Below are 22672 nucleotides of genomic sequence, written 5' to 3'. Positions count from 1 at the left end.
AGTTATGCACAAGTCTATCCAGGCTTTCTGTTAATAACGCGCCCCTGTGGAAATCTGCGCAAGGGGCGCTGCTTTTTTACCCGCCTTTTACGGAGCCACGGAAAGACAGTTCGGTAAATAATCAACCTCGTTGTTTTTTCTGACAGAAAAATATACTCAGATCATGATTCTAGAGTGACTTTGACGCTATTTCTCTATTCGTTAGATTGGAGGATACAGGATTGTTAGGATCGATCCATAAAATGGAGGGGGGAGTTTATGTGGCTGTTTAAACTACTGTTGCGATTGATCGTTCTTATTAGCATTGGCTGTATTGTTACTGGGTGCACAAAAGAGAAAAAAATCGTCATACCTGAATCAGGGAAAGTTGTAGATTCCGAAATGGCTGCGCGTATTGACGGAAAAGAAATCAGTCTTAGGGAGTTGGATCAAACTTTGCAGCTGGCTTTGTATGATATTGCTGAGCAAGAGTATCAATTGCGCCTGAGTAAGATATATGCTTGGCCGGATAAGGAAAGTTTTGCCAAAGGAGCGCGGGAAAGGATAGAAGTTCTTTTGAAGGTGCCAGAACCACCGAGAATAAGCTTACCCATTGGATACCGTTTTATACGGGGTGATAGTGAGGCTCCGGTTACATTGGCGGTGTTTTGTTCTTTTCAGTCTCCACACTGTCAGTCAATACAGCCTGTTATACAGCGTCTTACCACTAACTATAAAGACTGGGTAAAGGTGGCATACTTTGATTTTCCTCTGAAATTTCACCGGGAGGGTATTAAAGCAGCAGTTGCGGCTCGTTGTGCGGCGGAGCAGAATAAATTTTGGGAATACCACGATGCTTTATATACATTCACTCCCGAACTAGACGATGCTACTTATGCTCAATTAATCAAACAGTTGCAAATTGATGATGATAAGTTTGTAAAGTGCTTTTCCAGTGATACCCCCAAAAAAGCAGTACTTAAAGACCGGGATAGGGCGCTTGCTCTTGGCCTAAAAAATGTACCTGTAATTTTTATCAATGGTTTGTACCTTAAGGGCCTGCGAACCTATGAACAATATGCCTTTTGGGTAGATAAGGAATTGCGTTCCCTAGGTGTTAATCCGAAACAAAAACAAGCCCAGAGAACAGATGATATTGCTGATGATCGCGAATTACCAATCACCCAACTGCCACTTATTCTGCTGGGAGTTAGCGCATCCAGTGTCGAGAAAAATTCACGGGCTTTAATTACAGCAGAAGAAACTGCGGCTAAGTATTATAATGTAGGGAATGAAGTAATAGAAAATGTATGGCTGCTACGTCTTTATTCTAACTTTGCTGTCATTAAAAGTGAGATTGGTTTGGAGAGATTGCCTCTTAAGGGGAAAGAGGGTGCCGGAATTTTGTTAACGCGGTCCCGTGAACAAAGTGAGGAGTTGGCCCAGCGTATTGAGCAGCCATTGGGGCCGGGGACTCGCAAGCTGATAGCTTCCTCAGGCGTGCTTACCTTGGGGCAGGCTTGGTTGAGTGAACAATTGGCGCAACAAGACGCCCTAGAAGCTAAATTTACTGAAGCTGAGTTGGAGGTGGAAGGACATCGCCTGATGCGACTGGAAGGTGTCCAGGATAATGAATTTTTCACCGCTCTGGGGTTTCAGGACAATGATGTATTGTTGAGAGTCAATGATAGTTGGGTACATAGTGGTCAAAACAATTTGTGGGATGCACTTACCAGTGGGCAGGTCATTGATGTGGCTTTTATGCGCAAGGGATTACCGCAGCGTATACAGTATGTGGTTGAAGAGCTCGGTTATTTTGACGAGAGTTCCGATAGTGAGAAAGACTAATGTTAGATAGGTATGGGCCCGCGAAAGGAATCATCTCGGGCCCGGTGTTCACCGAATAGAAGAGATCATTTATTTATCTGGATTTCCTTGCCAGAGAATATCCGCCACGATGTTTTGACCTTGGACGCTAGGATGGAAGCAGTCTCCACCACCAATATCGTCCTTACCAAACTGAAAGGTGCCAGCATTTACCTCATCTTCACCAGTGTACTCGGCGATTACCTCAACATCATTTATGCCGTTATAGCTCTCAGCTTCTTCAACAAGTATCTCATTATAACGCCGCTGGGCTTCGGTAATTGCGTTATAGCGAGTGATAAAATCCTCTCCATTCATGGTACCGCCATTGGTTGCTATTCGGCAGATGCCAAAGGTTGACCAAACATTTTCACAGTTTACTCGAGAGTTACCAGACTGCTTATCCAAACCTGCTGCACGCAGATCCTGTACTCTTGGCACAGATCCGAGAATAATCGTGGAGCCATTGGGCAGACCATCGACGAGTTTGTCCAAGCCCTCCTGAACAGCTGAGCGCCACTCATTGTCGGTGTAAAGCGGATCATCACAATTGTCAGGATCGGCACAATCTCGGTTACAGATATCATTTCCACCAAGCACAATTTCAACATGGTCAGCGACATTGGATTGGGACAATATTCGATCGGCCTGAACGGCGAAATTTTTCTTACCTCCGCGCATTTCGGCACCGGACTCTGCAGCTTTTTTATTCGCAACCATATTAGGTGAGGTGATTTTGTATTTATCGTAAATACTTTCTACAGAATTGTTATCACCATCAAACCATGAGTGTTCCGGCTGGTCCCCTCCTAGGAGGCAAAAAAGATCCCAGAAGTACTTATTGCGGGTGCAGTCCGCGCCGAATGCCATGGTAATGCTGTCTCCGGCAGCAACCGATTTAGAGGGTGCTGCCCAAGTTGACGGTATCGACAAAACGCTTAAAACGAGTGTTGCTATAACTCCATATCTATTCCACATTGTATTTTCTCCCACACCGACTTTCGTCGTTGTTCATTATTGTTTTGATACTGTATCGGTGAACCAGTGGAGTTTAGGTTGAGGGAAGGAGAGCTGGGGAGTGAATGACTGCGACTATTGAGTCATGATTGAAAAAATTGAAGTGCGTTGGACTTTTGTCGCCAGGGACATTGCGCAGTGATTAACCTTAACAGTTTGATAAATAGCAGTGGGTGTAATATCGGTTAGTTTGATCGACTATCTATTCATAATCCTGGGCTTCCACTATACTGCGGACTACTTGTCGGAGTGCCTATGGGCTGAGATCGCTACTGCGAGATCCGTTGAACCTGATCGGGGTAACCCCCGCGTAGGGAACAAGATCTGAAGTCGTCTATTTTTTACAGTTTAGCGATTTTTCTCTTTGTGTCTGCCCTGGACGCTGCGACCTTTAAATTCCCAAGCTTTAAGGTTACGCATGTCCGAGATCATTGAACAGTCCGGTAAAGCCGGAAAGTCCTCCCGCGCCGCTAGCCGCGATTCTGCTAAATCATTTCTTGAGAATCTCACGGTTCAGTCCTTCCCAAATTCGAACAAGGCCTATTTATTGGGTGAAACAACGGATATCCAGGTTGGCGTTCGCCAGATTTGTCTGGGAGACAGTGTGGTAGGTGGTGATGCTGAAAATCCGGTGTTAGAGCCCAATGAACCGCTGATGGTCTATGACACTTCGGGGCCTTATTCCGAGCCAAATTTCAAAGTCGATGTGCGTGAGGGTCTACCCAAGTTACGTGAGGGTTGGGTGAAGGCGCGAGGTGACACTGAGCAACTGGATTCCCGTCAGGCAGCCTATAGCCAGAAGCGCATGGCCGACCAGGGACTAGACCATATTCGCTTTGAAAACCTACCGAGACCACGTCGTGCCCAGCCGGAGAAAAATGTATCGCAGATGCACTATGCCCGCCTTGGCATTATTACGCCAGAAATGGAATTTGTCGCTGTCCGTGAAAATATGGGGCGTGCAAAATTAGCGGTGGAGATGACAGAAAGCGATTACCAGAAAGCGCGTGATGGTATTTTTATTCCTGAGCAAATTACCCCCGAATTTGTACGAAGGGAAGTCGCTGAAGGGCGGGCGATTATCCCGGCTAATATCAATCATCCGGAAGTGGAGCCGATGATTATCGGACGTAATTTCCTGTGTAAAGTGAATGCAAATATCGGGAACTCCGCGGTGACCTCTTCTATTGAGGAGGAGGTTGAGAAATTAGTGTGGTCTACCAAGTGGGGAGCTGACACAGTAATGGACCTTTCCACTGGCGCCAATATTCATGAAACCCGCGAGTGGATTCTACGCAACTCGCCAGTGCCAATCGGTACCGTGCCGATTTATCAGGCGCTGGAAAAGGTCGATGGTATTGCCGAGGACCTTCACTGGGAGGTTTTCCGCGATACCCTGATTGAACAGGCAGAGCAGGGCGTGGACTACTTCACCATCCATGCGGGTGTACTCCTGCGCTATGTGCCGCTCACCGCCAAACGTATGACTGGCATTGTGTCTCGGGGCGGTTCGATCATGGCCAAGTGGTGCCTTGCTCATCACAAGGAAAACTTCCTCTATACCCATTTTGAGGAAATCTGCGAAATTATGAAGGCCTATGATGTGAGCTTCAGTCTCGGCGATGGTCTTCGCCCTGGCTCCATTGCCGATGCTAATGATGAAGCCCAGTTTGGTGAATTACATACCCTGGGTGAGCTCACCGAAGTTGCCTGGAAACACGATGTGCAGACTATGATCGAAGGTCCAGGTCATGTAGCTATTCATAAGATCAAAGAAAATATGGATGAGCAGTTAAAGCACTGCCACGGTGCGCCTTTCTACACACTCGGCCCTTTGACTACGGATATTGCACCGGGTTATGACCACATCACCTCTGGCATTGGCGCTGCGCTTATCGGTACTTATGGATGCGCCATGCTCTGCTATGTGACACCCAAAGAGCATTTAGGCCTACCCAATAAAGAGGATGTTAAAGAGGGATTGATGGCCTATAAGATTGCGGCTCATGCCGCAGACTTGGCCAAGGGCCATCCACGTGCGCAGAAACGCGACGATGCGCTCTCCAAGGCCCGTTTTGAATTTCGTTGGGAAGACCAGTTCAATATAGGTTTGGACCCGGAGCGAGCGCGAACCTATCACGATGAAACTTTGCCAAAGGAATCCGGCAAAGTCGCGCATTTCTGCTCTATGTGCGGACCAAAATTCTGCTCCATGAAAATTACCCAGGATGTACGCGATTACGCGGCCAAGCAGGAAGCGGCAAAGGGTATGGAAGAAATGGCTATTAAATTTAAGGATATGGGCAGCGAAATTTACCACAAGGGCTGATGAACGTTTTGGGGGAGGTCCGCCTCTCTCGAATTTATGGCATGAGTGCGGTGGTGAAAGGGAGCTTGCTATCGCCGGGTATCTATTGGGAATTGTGAAGATAGGTGGTCAGTGACAAGCGAAAGCAAGGCCAAAATTGCCATTGCCGGTGGGGGGTTGTTGGGGCGATTGCTCGCCTGGCGACTCTGCCAGTATGACGTGAATATTACCCTGTTTGAAGCCGGTAAGTTGTCGGTGCCCCAGGGCGCCTGTTGGACGGCGGCGGGAATGATCTCACCCCTGTCAGAACTGGTCCACAGTGAAAAACAGGTTTATACCCAAGGCTTACAAAGCCTCGATCTTTGGTCAGACTGGTCTAGGAAGCTGGAGTTGCAGGGCGGGCGCGCGGTCGGGTTTCGTCGAGCGGGCTCGGTTCTGGTCGCTCACGGTAAGGACAGAAGTGAACTGTTGCAATTCCTGCGGGAGCTGCAGGGCAAGCTGGGCGAGTCGGCCAGAGAGCAGGTGCAAGTCCTGGATACAAAAGCCCTGCGGGATTTAGAGCCCGCGTTACACAGCTTTGAGCAGGGGCTTTATCTGCGGGGTGAGGCAGATATCAATAATCATCGGCTGCTGCCCTTGTTGCTCGATGTGTTGCGTCTGCAGGGGGTGCAATTGCGTGAGCTCACTAGAGTCAATTGCGAACCGTGGTGTATTTCTTTTCCCGGCGGGGAAGAGCATTTTGACTGTGTTATAGACTGCCGCGGTCTCGGGGCCAAAGATCAGATCAAAGGCCTGCGCGGTGTTCGCGGCGAAGTGATGGTGGTGGAATCCAGAGAAGTTGTCTTGCAGCGCCCGGTGCGTCTGCTACATCCCCGCTATAAACTCTACGCTGTGCCACGCAGCGATGGACGCACGGTGATTGGTGCCACAGAAATTGAGAGCGAAGATCTGTCCCCAATTTCTGTGCGCTCCAGTATGGAATTGTCTTCTGCACTTTATTCCCTTAACCCAGCTTTTGCCGAGGCTCGCATTGTGGAGACTCGAGTCAATTGTCGTCCTGCGACAATGAACAACAACCCCTATATACACAATGAGGAAGGATTGATTCGGGTGAATGGTCTCTATCGCCACGGTTATCTTTTGGCTCCAGCAGTGGTGCAACAGGTAGAGAATCAAGTGGCGCAACAACGGTTACTGGTGTTTTGATGCAGATATTCATTAATGGGGAGCTTTACAGTCTTGAATTTCCTACAGAGCTCACCGTGCTTTTACAACAGTTGGGATATTGTGGGGAAGCCTTTGCCGTGGCGGTTAATGGCGATTTTGTCGCTCGCTCGGAATACAGTAGTACCCAAATTAATAATGGCGATAGCCTTGATATTGTTGCACCGGTAGTGGGAGGTTAAAAGTGAGTGATTTATTAAACTTCTATGGGAAAACATTTAACAGTCGGTTACTAGTGGGTACTGCGTTGTATCCATCTCCCGCCATTATGCGTGAATCGGTGAAGGCCTCTTGCTCAGAAATTATTACCTTGTCGCTACGCAGGCAGAACCCCGCGCAGCAACAAGATAATGTATTTTGGGATTATGTTAGAGAATCCGGCTGCCAATTATTGCCCAACACCGCCGGTTGTAGATCCTCGCGCGAAGCGGTGGAGTTGGCGAAAATGTCGCAGGAAATTTTCCAAACCGATTGGCTCAAGCTGGAAGTTATAGGTGATGATTATAATTTACAGCCGGATCCTTTTGGTTTGGTGGATGCGGCGCGGGAGTTAGTTCAGCTTGGTTTTAAAGTCCTGCCTTATTGCACCGATGATTTGGTCTTGTGTCGCAAGCTTCTGGATGTGGGTTGTGAGGTATTGATGCCCTGGGGGGCACCAATTGGCACTGGGCAAGGGTTGCTCAATAAATACAGTCTGCAAACACTGCGCGAGCGTCTTAGTGATGTGCCGCTGATAATTGATGCTGGAATTGGGGCGCCATCACAGGCTGCGGAAGCACTGGAGATGGGATTTGATGCAGTTTTATTGAATACCGCGATCGCTAAAGCCCAGGAGCCTGTGCTTATGGCACAGGCTTTTAAGCTCGCCGTAGAATCCGGGCGCGCTGCCTTTAATGCCGGTTTAATGCTCAGGCGTCAAACCGCCAGCCCAAGTACCCCCACCCTGGATATGCCTTTCTGGCAGCAGGCAGAAAGTATGCTGCGGGAATAAGATGTTTATGCGAGATCAATTTTTAACGGATAAATCCATTGTCTGGACGATTGCTGGCAGTGACTCAGGGGGAGGCGCTGGTATCCAGGCGGACCTGCTGACTTTCGCCGATTTCGGCTGTCACGGTTGCAGTGCAATTACAGCCAATACTGCACAAAATACGCTGGAAGTAACTGCGCTTAATGCGGTTCCTTTAGCAGTATTGAATTCTCAGCTACAGGCTTTGCAGCGAGACCTGTTTCCCGCTGCGATTAAAATTGGAATGTTAGCCAATTCCGAACAGGTTTTGCTTGTAGCGGATTTCTTACGCAGGCTGAAAGCGCTCCAGTCGGTCCCCATTATTTATGACCCAGTAGCTATTGCCACCAATGGTGCGAATTTGACCGAAGGGGACATTACCACTGAAGTGCTGACACAATTGTTGCCGCAGTGTGATCTGGTAACTCCGAATTTGCATGAGTTGATATGGCTTACAAAAATAAGGGCTAAGGATGCAGCATCCATAATAAGTGCTGCACGACAACTGCACTCCATGGGGGGGGCTGCGGTACTGGTTACTGGCGGTCACTCTCAGCTGGGTCCGAATGAGGTTTCCGACCTGTTTTGGGATGGTGAAAAGGTTGACTGGTTTATCGGCCGGCAAGTGCCCGGCAATAATAGCCATGGCACAGGCTGCTCCTTGTCATCTGCTATTGCGGCCTGTCGTGCTTTGGGCTACCCCGTGCGGGATGCCTGTGTAGTGGGCAAGGCGTATGTGCAGCGAGGCTTGCGTCTTGGGGCTAATCAACATATAGGCACCGGCAATGGCCCGGTGGGGCACTGCGGTTGGCCTCTGGAATTAATTGATTTTCCCGAGGTATTGATCCCGGGAGACGCGCGAGCGCAGCATTATGGCCTGGGCGCACAAATTTCTGAACAGCCACTGGTTAGTGGGTTTGCCGCAATGGACTCCCAGGCATTGGGATTGTATCCGGTAGTGGATACTGTGGGGTGGTTGCAACGACTTGCCGAGCAGGGCGTGCGTACCCTGCAGTTGCGCATTAAAAATCCGGGCGAGGACTTACGCGAGCAGGTTCAGCAGGCTGTTGCTATTGGTCGATCTTATAAGCTGCGTTTGTTTATCAATGATTATTGGCAGCTGGCTATCGAGTGTGGTGCCTATGGTGTTCACTTGGGGCAGGAGGATCTACAGGTTGCTGATCTATCGGCCATCCGATCGGCCGGCTTGAAGCTGGGCATTAGTACCCACGGCTTCTACGAGTTATTGCTGGCCTACCGTTACCGCCCCAGTTATCTGGCAATCGGCGCTATTTACGCAACCGATACCAAGGATATGTCGGAGCAGCTGCAGGGAGCAGAGAAGCTCGCGCGGATGGCTGCACTCTTACCTCAATACCCGCTGGTGGCCATTGGTGGTATCAATTTGCAGCGTGCTCCAGAAGTTATTGCTGCTAATGTAGGTAGCATTGCTGTGGTCAGTGCGATTACTAGAGCGAAGGATTATAAGCGAGCGATTGTCGAGTTTAATGCTCTGCTGGGAGATAAGTGTGCGGAAGCTGAATCATGTTAAGTCGTAAGGAATTACAGCGCTATAGTCGCCAGGTAATGTTGCCCCAGGTGGGAGAGGAGGGGCAGGAAAAGTTGGCGTCTGCGCGGATTATGATAGTTGGTCTTGGTGGCCTTGGCAGTCCTGCGGCACTTTATTTGGCGGCTGCCGGTATTGGTGAGTTACATCTGGTGGATGGTGATCAAATCGATCTCTCTAACTTACAGCGCCAAGTGCTGTATAAAACCAATCATCAGGGCAAATCCAAGTCACAGGTGGCTGCGCAGCAATTAACCGCCGCAAACCCAAACGTACGTATTCACGCTCATTTCCAAATGGCGGATGAGGCTTGGCTTAGAAATCATGTTGGGCAGGTAGATCTGGTGCTGGATTGCACGGATAACTTAGCCATACGTCACCAGATCAACCGAATTTGTTGTGAGCTCGAGCGGCCGGTGGTGATGGCTTCGGTACAGGGTTTTTCCGGACAGTTGATCAGCTTTGATTTTTCTCAGGGGAAAAGTCCCTGCTATGCTTGCTTGTTCCCGCCTCGTGAGCAGGAAGATATTCAAAACTGCTCAACAGTGGGGGTGATTGGGCCGATCTTGGGTATTGTTGGCAGTGCTCAGGCATTAGAAGCGATGAAAATTTTACTCGGATTGCCCGTATCCAGTCTCAATCAATTATATGTAATCGAGGGTGAGTCTCTGTCGATGAGCGCCTTGAAATTAAATAAATCAGAAATTTGTCCAGTTTGTTCTCAGTCAGAATTAACAGAATCCTGCAATAAATAATTTTTTTTTAAATGGGTTGGTGAACTAATTGTTTTTTTGTGGTTTTTTTGCGAAATGATTCTGTATTGTGTGGTGGGGCGTGACACATCTTTCTTATATTGTTAGTGTGTAATCGAAAGCTGTGTATTTGTTGATGTTGAATTTTGTGTCTTGGTTTTCTTGTGACTCAATATTTGTAAATTTTTCAATGCACAGCCTTTTTTACAAAAACCCAACTCTTATACACGAGGGGCGTGTTGTTATGAAGAAAATTGACATTGGTATTAGTGAAAGTGACCGGGAAAAAATTGCTGGCGGTCTTAAGCACTTGTTGGCAGATAGCTATACCCTCTACTTGCAAACGCACAATTTTCACTGGAATGTCACAGGCCCGCTGTTTCGTGAATTACATCTGATGTTTGAGGAACAGTATACGGAGCTGGCCGAGGCGGTTGATGAAATCGCTGAACGTATCAGAACCCTGGGTGTTGCCGCTCCCGGCACCTACCAAGCATTTGCGCAACTGAGCTCAGTTGAAGAAGTCGTGGAAATTCCTGCGGCGGAAGATATGGTTAAAATATTGACCAAGGGGCATGAACAGGTAATCAAGACCTGCCGAGAAGTTTTGAAGTCTGCCCAGAGTGGGGAAGATGAGTCCACTCTTGCACTGGTATCTGATCGTATGCAGGTGCATGAAAAAACTGCCTGGATGCTGCGCGCTACCAGCGGTAATTAAGGTTGTTTTAGGAGGGTTATTCAGCACGGGCTGTTTGCCCGCGCTGAATGAATCTGGCAGCTACTCAGTGTTGCGATCGATGGTCTGCAGGAAGGCACTGGCTGCAGCCGAAAGGGTCCCGCGGCTCTTCAGTAGTATGCCGACTTCCTGATAAACGACGGGAGCCGAAAGAGGCAGGCAGTGCAAACCGTACTCTTGCATCTGAGTTTCGCACAGGCTGGGAACCGCACTGACTCCCATTCTGGCGCGAATCAACCGCCCAATCGTGCTGAGCTGATTAGCTTCGCACAAATAGCGGGCCACCTTGCCGCTCTGCGCAAAGGCCTGCTCAGTCCAGCGGCGTACGGCCGACCCCCGGTTCATCGAAATAAATGGATATGCAGCCAGATCCCGCCAGTGCAGGGCGCTTTTGCCGGACAGGGGGTGCTCTGGAGGAATGACGGCAATAAAGCGGTCCCGCTCTAGGGGAATGAATGCCAGCCCACCGAGGTCTTCCGGGCGAAAGCTGATGCCAAGCTCTGCACGGCCCTCCTGTACTGAACGTACAACGCCTTCCATCACAATATCTTCCAGCACAATGTTGATTTTGGGGTTCTCCCGGTGGAAGTGTGCCAATAGATCGGGCAGGCGATTCGAGGTAAAGGCCGGAATAACGGCCAGTAGCAGTTGCCCCCGCTCGAGGCGAAAGCGCTGCTGGATTGCGTCCAGAGACTGATCCCAGCTGTGTAATAGTTGTTCGGCGCGGACCAGGAAATCCCTCCCTTCGGGAGTCAACATCAGTTGGCGGCCATCGCGACTGAACAGCGGCCCACCGGTGGTTTCTTCTAGGTTGCGGATAGCTACCGATAGCGCGGGCTGGGAGGTGTGCAGTTGGGCGCTGGCCTGTGCCAGACTGCGGTTGCGGGCAACGGCAACGAAGGCGCGAAGCTGTTTTATAGTGGCGCTCAAAGGGGCTCCTGACAGATCAGCGGGTCCCCGTTTGTCTTCAGGGAAAGTTAAATTTTATTTAATGAAACCTCTAAAGATTAAAATAGTTTAAAGTCGCCCGGCAAGGCATGATTGCCGCTTTCGCCTCGCGAAAGTCAAACAACCTCCGAGAATAAAGCATCTAAAAGGTCTGCTGAGATGAAGGACACCGCACAACCCCTTTGGCAACCGAGCCGCGAGTCCATTGCCGCTACGCAAATGGATGAGTTCCGTCGTCTGGTCAATAACAGGCACCAGTTACAGCTGGAAGACTACAGTGCGCTCTATCAGTGGTCCGTGAAAGAGCGGGAGACCTTTTGGAGCGATTTATGGGAATTCTCTGACGTGCTGGCCAGTAAGCGCGATGAGCGGGTAATGGGCCGCGATAGCATGCCTGGAGCCGAGTGGTTTCCCGAAGCCCGCCTCAACTTTGCCGAGAATCTGTTGCGTTTCCGCGACGACAAGCCGGCATTAGTGGAGCGCCTGGAGAATGGCCGTCGCCGCCAGCTCAGCTATGCGCAGTTGTGTAGCCGGGTTGAGCGCCTTGCCTCAGCCTTGGCCAATCAAGGGGTCTCCGAAGGGGACCGTGTGGCCGGCTTTATGCCCAATGTGATGGATACCGTGGTGGCAATGCTGGCAACCACCAGCCTCGGAGCCATCTGGACCTCTTGCTCACCGGATTTCGGTATTAATGGTGTGTTTGACCGGTTTGGACAGGTGAAGCCAAAAGTCCTGTTTGCCTGTGAAGGGTATTTGTACAACGGCAAAGTGATTGATTCGCTACCGCGCCTCGGTGAAATTACTGCCCGCATCGAATCCATCGAAAAGTTGGTGGTGGTGCCAGTTGCTCGCTCCCGGGAAGAAACGGCTGAAGTGTTAGGAGCTGCCCCCCTGGATAAAGCCGTTTTGCTACAGGACTTTGAAGCTGCAGCTCCCGAGCGTGAGCTCACTTTTGTACAAACTGAGTTCAACCACCCGTTGTATATCATGTACTCCTCCGGTACCACCGGGGTGCCCAAATGTATCGTGCACGGTGTGGGCGGCACTCTGCTCCAGCACTTGAAAGAGCATCGCTTACACTGTGATCTGCGCCGTGAGGACGCCCTGTTTTATTTCACGACCTGCGGCTGGATGATGTGGAACTGGCTGGTGAGTGGTCTGGCCTGTGGTGCCACTCTCGTGCTGTTCGACGGCTCGCCTTTCTATCCAGAGGCGAAAAGCTTGTGGGATATGGCGGACGAGGAAGGTGTCAGTGTGTTTGGTACCAGCGCTAAATATATTGCCGCATTGGAAAAGAGCGGCTGTAAGCCTCGTGAGAGCCACGAACTGAAGAAACTGCGCGCGGTGCTGTCTACAGGATCGCCCCTGGCCCATGAAGGTTTCCGCTATGTCTACCGGGATATCAAGCAGGACCTCTGCTTGTCTTCCATTTCCGGGGGCACCGATATTGTTTCCTGCTTCGCTTTGGGTAACCCGACGTTGCCCGTTTACGCTGGTGAGTTGCAATGTCGTGGCCTGGGAATGGCTGTAGAGGTCTGGAATGACGATGGTGAGTCGGTCACTGAGGAGAAGGGCGAACTGATATGTGCTAAGTCCTTCCCCTGTATGCCAATCGGTTTTTGGAATGATCCCGATGGCAGCAAATATCACGCGGCCTATTTTGAAAACTGGCCGAGTGTTTGGGCGCACGGTGACTATGCCGAAATCACCGCCCATGGAGGCGTGATTATTTACGGTCGCTCCGATGCGGTGCTCAATCCCGGCGGCGTGCGGATTGGCACTGCAGAGATCTACCGGCAGGTGGAAAAGGTCGAGGAAGTGCTCGATAGCGTCTGTATTGGTCAGCAGTGGCAAGACGATGTACGCGTGGTGTTGTTCGTGGTTCTGCGTGAGGGGCTGGAATTGGATGAGGATCTGGTGCAGAAAATCCGCTCCACTATTCGTACCAATACCACCCCGCGCCATGTACCGGCCAAGGTAATTCAAGTGGCAGATATTCCACGTACTATTAGCGGCAAAATAGTCGAGCTGGCGGTGCGCAATGTGGTACACGGCAAGGCCGTTAAGAACCAGGAAGCCCTGGCCAACCCCGAGACACTGGTGTTGTTCGAAAATCTGCCCGCGCTGGCAGAGGACTGAGGCTTCTAGGAGGGTAAGGGGATGTAGGCGGGCGCCATTTTGTTTGCGTCGGTTCTGCGCTACCCTTGCCCATTAGTAATACCAATAAATTTACGGCAGAAGAACAGGCATGGTTACATATCTCTACTGGGCGGCGATCATCGCCCTGGTTATTCTCTCTCTTTTCGTCGGCAGCCGCATGGGCAGCTTGAAAATAGGCGCCATTGTGGCCGCAGTTTTCTTTTCGGCCGGGTGGTTGGCGTATTATTTTCACTACGAGCAGGTCTTTGTGAAGCGCTTCGGTGGCGTGATGAGTATTTCTGTGCCCGATGGCTATCGGCACATCGGCGCCACCTGGAAAGAGGATAATCTATGGGTCGAAAATTATGATCCTAGAAGCAACCAATGTATTTTCACTGAGTATTCGAAGGGAAATATCCTCAAGGGGCGGGTGATTATTAAGGATTGCAATCCGCTACTTGGTAGCCCCAGTACGACCAGTACGAGCACCAGTACCCAGCCATAAACCTTTTACTCGTCTCCAGGCCGGTGATTAATGTGGGCTTAAGGCCCTGTTAATACCGGCAAACTCCGCCCGGATACTATCTGTCCGGGGCAAAATCAGATGTGATGGGAATGCACACCCGGTAGCACGTGGAGTAACCGCTGTAGGCAACGGATAATATTTTGCGAATTTTCTTTGTCTTTCTGCTTGTCGGTTTTGTACTGCTGCCCCTGCAGCGGGCGGTAGCCATCCCTTTTTTCTCCAAACTTCCGGGTTTTTCTCTTTCTGTGCAGGGAGACCCCGCACTACAGGACAAATTACGTAAAGAGCTAGAGGAGTTGCGCAAAACCAGCAGTGCGCTTCAGAGCTATGAGGCCCCCCGTGATATCGCCAATTATGAGCGCGGCAATTTAGAGAAACTACTGCGTTCGGATGGCTATTACGATGCCAGCGTACGGGAGTCTGTTGTGGGTGGCGAAATAGTTTATCAGGTGATACCTGGTCCCCAGTATTTGATTAAAAGCTTGGATATTGACATGCCCGTGGACCTGCGTGCAGGGTTTCCGGGGCTGCCGATTGGGGTTGGTGATCCCCTGCGGGCCGACGAGGTGCTCGAAGGGGTGCAAACGATTACCAAGTACCTCAACAATAATGCCTGCTTATACAATGTGGACGTTACCTACCAGGCAACGGTGATTCATCAGGAGGCCTCCGCACGGCTGGAATATCGTGTGGCACCAAGCCCGGAAGTGATGGTGGGTGAAGTACAGATTCTTGGGGCTACCTCTGTAGAAGAGGATTATCTGCGGGATAAACTAAATATCAATCCGGGGGACTGTTTCAGTCGTAGCAAGCTGGATGCGGCTCAGCTGAGTTTATTGCGCACCAATCTGGTGTCCAATGTTGTCAGTCAGGTTTCTGAGCCCTATGGAGGGCTCGTCGATATCACTTTTATCGTGCAGGAGCGCAACCACCGCACGGTTACCTTGGGGGTGGGTTATACCTCCGATGAAGGCCCCGGTGTCTCCGCTAGCTGGGAGCATCGCAATATATTTCATCGTGGTGAAAAGCTGGAGGTGTCGAGTAAGGCTAACTCGGTGAAGCAAACTCTGGAAAGCAAGTTGAGCATTCCGCGTTTTCTCAGTGATAAACAGCGGTTTACCGGCAGCGTTGGACTGACCGGGGAGGATGTGGATTCCTACCGCTCCAAAGCATTGACCCTAAAAGGATTGGTATCGCGCAAGTTAAGTAAGCGCCGCACCGTCAGCGCTGGAGCGGAGCTGAAGTTCAGCCGCGTCGATGAAAAGGTGGAGGGGGCTGTTGTCGAGGGAGAAGACCCTGATGAAAATTATCACCTGTTGGCCTTTCCCCTGGGTTTTAAGTTGAATACAACTGATAAGCCACTGGATGCCCGTCGAGGCGCCACCACAGCCCTGGAGGTAAAACCCTATCTGGATCTCAAGAATAACAGTACTTCGTTTGTAAAAACTATCCTGCAAATGACAGCCTACAAGACCGCAGAATCTGCCCCCTATGAACCCACCCTGGCTCTGCGTTTAAAAGCTGGGGCTATTACGGGTGCGCCCAATCTGAAGCTGCCCGCGGATGAGCGCTTCTATGCCGGTGGCGGTGGCTCTGTGCGCGGTTACGGTTATCAGGAACTGGGGCCTCGTCTCGTGGAAATTGATGAGGATGGCCAAGAGAGCCTGTCCGACGCGATTGGTGGTCGAGGCATCAGTGAGATCTCTATCGAAGGGCGCTTCCGCTTTAGTGATACCTGGGGTGGGGTTCTATTTCTCGATGGGGGCAACGCCTACGAAAACCCTCGTCCCAATTTTTCTAATCTCTTTTGGGGGGCGGGTCTTGGGGTGCGTTATAACACCTCCTTCGCCCCCATCCGCTTTGACTTGGCCTTTCCCCTGGACCGCCGCGACGGCGTGGATGATCGCTATCAAGTCTATATCAGCCTGGGACAGGCTTTCTGATGTCAAAGTTGGGTGCATTTTCCCTGAGTTTTCTTCGTGCATTGAGGGCTTTTCTGCATGGGTTGTGGCGGCCCCTCAGAACTGGGGGTTCGCTGGTCAGTGGCTTATGTCTGTTAATTCTACTCTCGCTGGTTTATTTTCTTGGCACAGAGCAAGGCAGAGTCAATCTAACTCGCACGGCTTTTTACGCGGCGGAGCAGGCGATCGACGGCCTTGCCATCGAGGCCGAGGGTATAGGCAGCGAGCGACTCGGTGCCTGGTTTTTCGAACGTCTTCGGGTCGACTTTCAGGGCAACACCCTGGCCGAAGCGAGCCAGCTGGAATTAACGTTACAGAGCTTTTCCCGCAACCCGATCAATATTGAACGCATCGCTGCGGAAGATCTTTTATTCAATCTCGATGTATTGACAGAATTACTGAACTCTCTAACTCCGGCGGAGACTGACACAACCCAGGACGAGGAGCCGACGGATAACACTGAAGCAACCAGCTGGGAGACCCTACTACCAAGCTTTCGCTTGGGAGCATTACAACTCGATCGGCTACAAGTGATCAGTCGTAAAGTCACTGATATTCCCGCAGTCTCCGTGTTGGGCAGTACGCTGTATCGATGGGAGGGGCAGCCCACTCAGCTGCAGCTTGAGGTCCGTGAATTAAATGGTGGCGATCTACAATTTATTGCCGAGGGGCGCGAGCAAAAGCCCGGCCAGTTTTTTTTAGATTTTTCGGCCAGTGAAAAGGCCCAGGGTTTTATTGGTCGTCTGTTGCATTTACCAGAGGGGCAGGCGCTCGATGCGCGGGGTAAAATTTCTCTGCGCCGCCGTGATCAGCAGGTACAGATTGATATCGAGTCTCTCTCCACTCCCTTTTCCCAGCACAGGCTGACATTGACGGGCAGTTTGCTGGTCGACCTGCTCCCTTGGCAGGTGCGAACTGATGGTGTCTGGTTGCAGGTGGACGGTCGCCGCAGCACCCTATCAGGTAGTATCAGTGCCGATAATATTGTCGCAGACCTCCACCTTAATCGCCTGCCCATAACTCTTTCCCGGCCTTGGCAGAATCTACTGAACAGCGGTTGGTTTAGTGCAGATGTAAAAGTTTCTGGTTCATTGCCACTGCCGAATATGTCCGGACAAATAAAGTTAAATAGTCGTTACCGGGAGCAGCCCCTGGATCTAGCTGGTCGGGTGATCACCGAGCAGGGCATTGTCAGACTGGAGTCCCTAGAGGTAGCGTTTGCCGGTGCGCAGATTCGCACGGCGGGCAGTATCGACACCGAAAATAAAACCCTGGATATGCGCGCAGCAGTGCAGGAGTTGGGAGTTGAAGAGATTCGTCGATTATTGCTCTCTCTGCCGCAAACGGAACATATAACAATCCCCGATGATTTTTCCGGTACTTTGCACCAGTTGCAGGTCATCGCAAAAGGGCCCTGGGATAACCCGGATTTTGAAGGGGATCTAAGTGCTGTATCTGCCTACCGAAATTTACAGAATGAGCTGACGGCCAAGATCGATGGCAACCTGCAGGGGTTAACGATTACGGACTTTACTCTGGTGGGTGACAAGCTGAATGCTCTGGGGGGCGGAACGGTAGATATTGAGGCGAAAACGCTGAATGTGCAGCTGCAGGTGGATATTCGCAACCTCAACCCTAAGGAAGATCTGGGTTTCGCCTCCGCAAAGGGCGTAACCTTGGGGGCCCAAGGTCAGGTTGGCGTGGAGGGACCCTGGTCAAACCCGCGCTTGAGCACCAGCTTGGAATCGGATGGCCTGGTACATGAATACCGCTATAACCTGAAAGGTGATGCCAGTGGCAACCTGGAAAAACTCGACTTACAGGGTTTGCGCCTCGAGTTGTTTGCCAATGGTACCGTGAATCATTTCGGTACGGGGCAGTTCCGCGGTCCTCAGTCGCCGGTGATTATTCCCAGTATGGAAAAGGGGGCAGTGCAGCCGGCACAAAGTGAGAGCCGTCTGAGCTCCCTCGCAGAGGAGGCGCAGCGTCTGGGGCGACAGGGAATTGCTTTGATTGAAGCGCATGGTGTGCTTGAGCCGAAGAGCGACCGACTTCAAGTGGGTGTGAGTGCCCGCAACTTACCACTGAGTTTGGTTGGAGTACTTGGGTTACCCCTACCCAATACCTTGGAAGGGGAGGTGAGCCTGGATGGCGAAATTAATGGCGCGCTGACCAGTCCAGAAGTACGCGCAAGTGTGTTGGCGCAAGGCCGCTATCGCCATGAATCCTGGCAGCTGCAGGGGGCATTAGATTATGCCGACAAGAGTTTGGTTGTCGAAGGCTTGGAGTTTTTGTGGGCGGGGCGCAATCAGTTGTGGGTTCACGGCAGCCTCAATGAGCAGCGACTTGACTTACAGCTGCAGGGCAGGGCCTCGCTGGAAGATATCTCGCGGGAATTACCCGTTACTACACCCGAGCAGGGCGATATCATTCTGCACGCGAGTATTACCGGCAGTCCTCGCCAGCCCCAGCTTGAGGGAGAGTTGCGTCTTAGCGGTTATGCGCCGAGGCGAGAGCGAGGGAGAGTACAGGTACAGCCACTCTCTGTGGCTTTGGAATGGCATACCGAAGGCGATTCGCTACAGGCCACCCTGGTGGCCGATCACGGTGCTCGCCGGGCCATAGATAGTAATGCCAAACTACTGATATCGCCAATTTTTGCCCAGCTGTTTGCAGATAACCCCGCCGAGCCGATGGGTGCATTGCCACTGCAGCTGACCAGCAGTGGCACCGCGGATCTCTCCGTAGTAGCGGAATTTATGGACCCCAGGGTACATGTGATGCACGGGCTATTGAATTTCTCGGCAGATGGTACCGGCACATTGGGAGAGCCGCGCCTGAACGGCGCAATTGAGCTGAGTGAAGCCAGTTACGAACACCGCTCCAGCCATACCCGCATTGCCAATATTGATTTTTATGCGAGCCTGACACCCGGGGAATGGCGTATAGAAAGAGGGAGTGCCAAAGTTGTTGATGGCGGCACGATTAATCTGGGCGGAGCGGTATTTTTCCCTGCGCGAGCGCCGGCGAAAATGGATCTCAGTCTAAGTCTGAATAGAGCCCATCTGCTAAATACACCTGGGGTACGCGGTGCTATCAACGGTCAGGCGACTCTGATCGGCACCTCCGAGAGCGCTGAGGTGGTTGGCCGTTTTACTCTGCGCCCTTTGGCCGTGCAAATCGAGCAGTGGATAGGCAGCTCTGTGCCAGAAATACAAGTAACTGAAGTTCAGGTAGACGGTCTCCAGGTAGAGCGCACACCACCACTGCTCAGTAAAGTTGGTTTGGCAGTAGAAATTGTACTGGACCAGCAGTCCTATGTGCGCGGCCTCGGCCTCAATTCGCAATTGCGCGGCCAGGTAGATATTCATGGGACAGCGGCTAAACCCGAGGCCTCAGGCAAATTGACTATTGTGCGAGGTAGTTTTGATTTACTTGGCAAAAAGTTTGATCTGCAGGATGGAGAAATCCGTTTCGAGAATAACGAGGTGGCAGTCAATGTTGAGGGGGTCTATGAATACAGTGAGGGAGAGATCACTGCAAAAATTTCCGGCAACGCTGCAGATTTGGATATTAATTTTAGCTCCGACCCCTCTGCTTCCCAGGATGAAATCTTGGCACAGCTCCTATTTGGCAAGTCACTCTCGGATATTTCTCCACTGCAAGCTGTGCGTTTGGTCAGTGTGATTCGCAGCCTTCAGACCGGTCGTGCAGCCTTGGACCCTGTGGCCAAAACTCGCGAATTATTGCGTTTGGATACCTTGAATATTGAGCATGAAGAAAGTGATGAGGGGGATGAGTACGCTTTGAGTTTGGGTAAATACATCACGAATCGGATTTATGTGGAATTACAGAGAAGCACTGATCCTCTAAGTCCTTGGCAGGCGGAGATGCAAATAGAAATCCGCGACAACCTCAATCTGGAATTCAAAACGGCTGATGAAGGGGACAGTGGTTCCGGTAGTGTGGAACTGCAATGGAAGAAAGATTATTAGTGGCGCCTGCTATCAGCTTTTAATTCACGCGGTGACAATGGATAGGCGTTTTCCCGTCCGCAGCATTTTTAATGTTTGGTGATTACCATATCTCTAACCTCTAAAGTGCAGCCCTCTTTGGGGGGATGATTGACGCCCCAATTGTCGATCACAATCATCATGGATGTATTAAAAAAAATGGGCCCCGTCTCGCGATAGGCATGCCAAAGTTGGTTCGAGCTGTCACATTTTGTCTCTGAAGGATCACACACTCGAATGTCCCATTGATAAGTCCCGCTATTATGCCCCGATAGAATCTGGCTGGAGGTAAAAGTAATATGCTGACTCGTGCCGGTATCTGCCGTGAGGGCGCCACCTTGCTTAAGCCACTCTACTTGCTTGGGGCGTTCTCCCCAATTTGAGGAGAAGCCGCCGGGACCATTTGGGCCTTTAGTCTCGACAAAATCCACCTCCCGCTCCCCACCATCCCAGCACCCACCAGCTAGTCCACACCAGGGGAACATGAAAACAGCCATCCATTCTGTGGGGCGGCATTTCCCTGGGGGTACGGAAATCTCAAAATCAATTGCGGCAATATCGCCCATCAAAATGTCTTCGTTACCACACTGTATCGCAGTGGTATAAACACAGGCACCTTGAGCATTGCTATTCATTTCAATCATTGCTGAGCCAGGGGTATTGCTTGCCTGGAATTCACTCTGAATACACCTATTGTTTTGGGCAACCTTGTCGTCCTGATGATTAAATAATGGCTTACAGGTGGTAGGTGAGGCCGTTGAGGTTGTTTGCAGGGTAAAAGAAATGACGGCGCAAAGCAGTACCAGGGCTACTCTGTGCATGGAATTAACTCCTGAATTAGAAGGCCCTTATTGATAGTAGCGATTGAAAAAGAATGCCTGCCTCAATGGCTAGTGAGCATGTTGAATTTTAGACTGTTTGTCGCTGGAGAAGAGGTCCTAGGTGTCGTTGCTCGAGTATAGAGGTTTAAGTTTGATCTACCTAATCGGATAAAATACTTTTGGAAAGTTTGATGACTAATGTATTAAGCCAGGAGGATACCTTGTTGAACGCCCTTTCTCGTTTTTTCGAATGGCAGACCAAAGTGTTTGATTCTTGCTTTTACTGTATGTTTTCCAGTAATTGCCTTCAGCGGAAACTTTTTAATTAATGGGGCTCAGCCGAAGGCCTTGGTCGGCGAACGTTAGGGGGTTTTCTTTGTTCGGGTTCAACTAAGAAGACCATTTATTCTAAATGTACTCTATTTGGTGAGGGCGAAAAGAGTTGAAACTATTCTTGCCGTGCAGATGTAGAAATTCCATGACCTGAATGGATAGTTTCTTGCATCCAATATTGCATCGCTAAAGCGATCTGGCCTCCTGCGAGAGTGGATTTTTTTTTGGGGAAATTTAGGTTTTTCTCTTGGTTTTTTCTGCCAGAAAACGTATGGCTTTGTAGCTATTACTTGAAATCAAGTTTGGCTATTTGGTTTTCTGTTTTGATTGGGTTGAGAGTTTGTTGATTAAACGCATCGAGGATTCTTGCGCTTTAAAATTAACTGACCAAAGGTGATTTATACGTTCGCTTCCCTCCCGGACTTTCCGCTGACCAGCGTGGCAGGGTCGAGTCGATAGAAGCGGCTCAGTTCTCTATAGAGCTCTGGATGCAGCGTACGCATGGCAATAGGAATGGTGTAAAAGCTCTCGGTAGCGACCGCAAAAAATTCAGCCGGGGACTGGGCTCCGTATAAGTCCAGTACTGAGGGTTTGTCGCCGGGGGGCTGACGGTGTTCGGCTCTTTGGCGCAGGCGATGAAACTCCTGACTCATTACTTCTGCCCAATTAGCACCTTCCGTTGACGGCTCAAACAGCGGACGACCATCGAAGTAGCCGTCCTCTTCATCTACTTTATGGGCAAACTCGTGAAGTGCGACATTGTGTCCTCGCTGTGGAAATTGTAGATCTTCTTCCAGGTCGCCCCAGGAGAGCACTACAGGCCCACGATAATGAGCTTCCCCCTCTCGCGCACTGTGCCTAGAGGTTTCTATATAGCCTTCCCGGCGGATTTCATGAGCGACATATGTGTCTGGGTAAAGGAGTAGGGTGTAGAGGTTGGGGTAGCATTCATTTTTACGGCCAAGCAGCAGTAGGCAGGCGTGAGCGGCAATGGCGACTTTCATCTTTTCATTTACCTGCAGGCCTTCGCAACCAACAAACTCTTTATCGTGTAAGAATAGTGCGATATTACCGCGTAGTTCTCTCTGCTGTGCCGGATTTAAATATTGATAAATGGGAAGTGTTTCAGTTAACAGCTGTACTTGCTCAGGGTTTAAGGGTTGGGAGCGTCGGTACTGAAGACGCCAGCGGCGGTAAAAGTGCGGAATAAGCCAGACAGCAAGGGCTAATAGGATAATGGCGAAGAATGCATTCATAATTGGATACTGCGTACGATCGGTGAATTTCCCACCGGTTTTGACCGAATTGTTGAGGCAGTCAAAAAGTCTAGTGTTATAGCTCTCATTGCAAATTTAACCAATTAATTCTTCGCCCTTTCTTATGATGGGGGGGATTGTGCCTGTTTCAAGGCTTCCTGACTGGTAGGAGGTTGATGGGTATATGTCATGGATTAAAAATAGAGGGGCAAGCCAT

At 50.6% G+C, this 22672-nt stretch carries 16 protein-coding genes and 1 riboswitch; of the genes, 12 read left to right on the top strand and 4 right to left on the bottom strand.

The window, feature by feature from the left end; all coding sequences use genetic code 11:
• The first annotated feature begins 258 nt into the window (after positions 1-258).
• Entirely contained in the window at positions 259-1827 is a 1569-nt protein-coding gene (locus tag ACCI51_RS11855) for a thioredoxin domain-containing protein (protein ID WP_371843722.1), read from the top strand.
• Between the two features lie 69 nt (positions 1828-1896).
• Here ACCI51_RS11855 and ACCI51_RS11850 read toward each other — a convergent pair whose 3' ends face one another.
• Entirely contained in the window at positions 1897-2823 is a 927-nt protein-coding gene (locus tag ACCI51_RS11850; protein WP_371843721.1) for an SGNH/GDSL hydrolase family protein, read from the bottom strand.
• Between the two features lie 274 nt (positions 2824-3097).
• Positions 3098-3196: riboswitch (TPP riboswitch) on the top strand.
• 84 nt (positions 3197-3280) lie between these two features.
• Between ACCI51_RS11850 and thiC the strand changes: the two genes are divergently transcribed.
• From thiC to ACCI51_RS11815, 7 genes are all read left to right on the top strand, one after another.
• A complete protein-coding gene (gene thiC / locus ACCI51_RS11845) occupies positions 3281-5191 on the top strand; it encodes a phosphomethylpyrimidine synthase ThiC (RefSeq protein WP_371843720.1) in 1911 nt (636 codons plus the stop codon).
• Between the two features lie 111 nt (positions 5192-5302).
• Positions 5303-6376, top strand: a complete 1074-nt coding sequence (thiO, locus tag ACCI51_RS11840) for a glycine oxidase ThiO (RefSeq protein WP_371843719.1) — start codon at positions 5303-5305, stop codon at positions 6374-6376.
• Positions 6376-6576, top strand: coding sequence for a sulfur carrier protein ThiS (gene thiS / locus ACCI51_RS11835; protein WP_371843718.1), 201 nt, complete (start codon positions 6376-6378; stop codon positions 6574-6576). Before thiO ends, thiS begins: the two co-directional genes overlap by 1 nt.
• A 2-nt stretch (positions 6577-6578) precedes the next feature.
• The gene (locus ACCI51_RS11830) at positions 6579-7385 is read left to right on the top strand and encodes a thiazole synthase (protein ID WP_299584523.1); all 807 of its coding nucleotides are present in this window, start codon (positions 6579-6581) and stop codon (positions 7383-7385) included.
• A gap of 7 nt (positions 7386-7392) precedes the next feature.
• The gene (thiE, locus tag ACCI51_RS11825) at positions 7393-8955 is read left to right on the top strand and encodes a thiamine phosphate synthase (protein WP_371843717.1); all 1563 of its coding nucleotides are present in this window, start codon (positions 7393-7395) and stop codon (positions 8953-8955) included.
• A complete protein-coding gene (locus tag ACCI51_RS11820; protein WP_371843716.1) occupies positions 8949-9725 on the top strand; it encodes a HesA/MoeB/ThiF family protein in 777 nt (258 codons plus the stop codon). Before thiE ends, ACCI51_RS11820 begins: the two co-directional genes overlap by 7 nt.
• A gap of 241 nt (positions 9726-9966) precedes the next feature.
• Entirely contained in the window at positions 9967-10440 is a 474-nt protein-coding gene (locus ACCI51_RS11815) for a Dps family protein (protein ID WP_299584516.1), read from the top strand.
• 60 nt (positions 10441-10500) lie between these two features.
• Here ACCI51_RS11815 and ACCI51_RS11810 read toward each other — a convergent pair whose 3' ends face one another.
• Positions 10501-11388 (bottom strand): LysR family transcriptional regulator, encoded by an 888-nt coding sequence (locus ACCI51_RS11810; RefSeq protein ID WP_371843714.1) that lies wholly within the window; start codon positions 11386-11388, stop codon positions 10501-10503.
• 237 nt (positions 11389-11625) lie between these two features.
• Between ACCI51_RS11810 and ACCI51_RS11805 the strand changes: the two genes are divergently transcribed.
• The 4 genes from ACCI51_RS11805 to ACCI51_RS11790 all read left to right on the top strand — a co-directional run bounded on the left by ACCI51_RS11805 (position 11626) and on the right by ACCI51_RS11790 (position 20027).
• Positions 11626-13545, top strand: a complete 1920-nt coding sequence (locus ACCI51_RS11805; protein WP_371843727.1) for an acetoacetate--CoA ligase — start codon at positions 11626-11628, stop codon at positions 13543-13545.
• Positions 13546-13654: 109 nt separating this feature from the next.
• A complete protein-coding gene (locus ACCI51_RS11800) occupies positions 13655-14050 on the top strand; it encodes a hypothetical protein (RefSeq protein WP_299584507.1) in 396 nt (131 codons plus the stop codon).
• Positions 14051-14211: 161 nt separating this feature from the next.
• Positions 14212-16014, top strand: a complete 1803-nt coding sequence (locus ACCI51_RS11795) for an autotransporter assembly complex protein TamA (RefSeq protein WP_371843713.1) — start codon at positions 14212-14214, stop codon at positions 16012-16014.
• The gene (locus ACCI51_RS11790) at positions 16014-20027 is read left to right on the top strand and encodes a translocation/assembly module TamB domain-containing protein (RefSeq protein WP_371843711.1); all 4014 of its coding nucleotides are present in this window, start codon (positions 16014-16016) and stop codon (positions 20025-20027) included. The genes ACCI51_RS11795 and ACCI51_RS11790 overlap by 1 nt, the downstream gene beginning before the upstream one ends.
• 68 nt (positions 20028-20095) lie before the next feature.
• On the opposite strand, the gene ACCI51_RS11785 is transcribed toward ACCI51_RS11790, so the two are convergent.
• Both ACCI51_RS11785 and ACCI51_RS11780 read right to left on the bottom strand, forming a co-directional pair.
• Positions 20096-20866 (bottom strand): hypothetical protein, encoded by a 771-nt coding sequence (locus ACCI51_RS11785; protein WP_371843710.1) that lies wholly within the window; start codon positions 20864-20866, stop codon positions 20096-20098.
• 731 nt (positions 20867-21597) lie between these two features.
• The gene (locus tag ACCI51_RS11780; RefSeq protein ID WP_371843709.1) at positions 21598-22455 is read right to left on the bottom strand and encodes a M90 family metallopeptidase; all 858 of its coding nucleotides are present in this window, start codon (positions 22453-22455) and stop codon (positions 21598-21600) included.
• Between the last annotated feature and the right edge of the window lie 217 nt (positions 22456-22672).

Source organism: Microbulbifer echini (assembly GCF_041447225.1).
GTDB classification, from domain to species: Bacteria; Pseudomonadota; Gammaproteobacteria; order Pseudomonadales; family Cellvibrionaceae; genus Microbulbifer; species Microbulbifer echini.
This window is presented reverse-complemented; position numbering and strand designations above follow the sequence as displayed.

Coding starts and splice junctions, on each gene's coding strand:
- ACCI51_RS11790 (WP_371843711.1), top strand. CDS start 16,014: ATGTCAAAGTTGGGTGCATTTTCCCTGAGTTTTCTTCGTGCATTGAGG.
- ACCI51_RS11805 (WP_371843727.1), top strand. CDS start 11,626: ATGGATGAGTTCCGTCGTCTGGTCAATAACAGGCACCAGTTACAGCTG.
- ACCI51_RS11815 (WP_299584516.1), top strand. CDS start 9,967: ATGAAGAAAATTGACATTGGTATTAGTGAAAGTGACCGGGAAAAAATT.
- ACCI51_RS11780 (WP_371843709.1), bottom strand. CDS start 22,455: ATGAATGCATTCTTCGCCATTATCCTATTAGCCCTTGCTGTCTGGCTT.
- ACCI51_RS11850 (WP_371843721.1), bottom strand. CDS start 2,823: ATGTGGAATAGATATGGAGTTATAGCAACACTCGTTTTAAGCGTTTTG.
- thiE (WP_371843717.1), top strand. CDS start 7,393: ATGCGAGATCAATTTTTAACGGATAAATCCATTGTCTGGACGATTGCT.
- ACCI51_RS11800 (WP_299584507.1), top strand. CDS start 13,655: ATGGTTACATATCTCTACTGGGCGGCGATCATCGCCCTGGTTATTCTC.
- thiS (WP_371843718.1), top strand. CDS start 6,376: ATGCAGATATTCATTAATGGGGAGCTTTACAGTCTTGAATTTCCTACA.
- thiC (WP_371843720.1), top strand. CDS start 3,281: ATGTCCGAGATCATTGAACAGTCCGGTAAAGCCGGAAAGTCCTCCCGC.
- ACCI51_RS11855 (WP_371843722.1), top strand. CDS start 259: ATGTGGCTGTTTAAACTACTGTTGCGATTGATCGTTCTTATTAGCATT.
- ACCI51_RS11785 (WP_371843710.1), bottom strand. CDS start 20,866: ATGCACAGAGTAGCCCTGGTACTGCTTTGCGCCGTCATTTCTTTTACC.
- ACCI51_RS11820 (WP_371843716.1), top strand. CDS start 8,949: ATGTTAAGTCGTAAGGAATTACAGCGCTATAGTCGCCAGGTAATGTTG.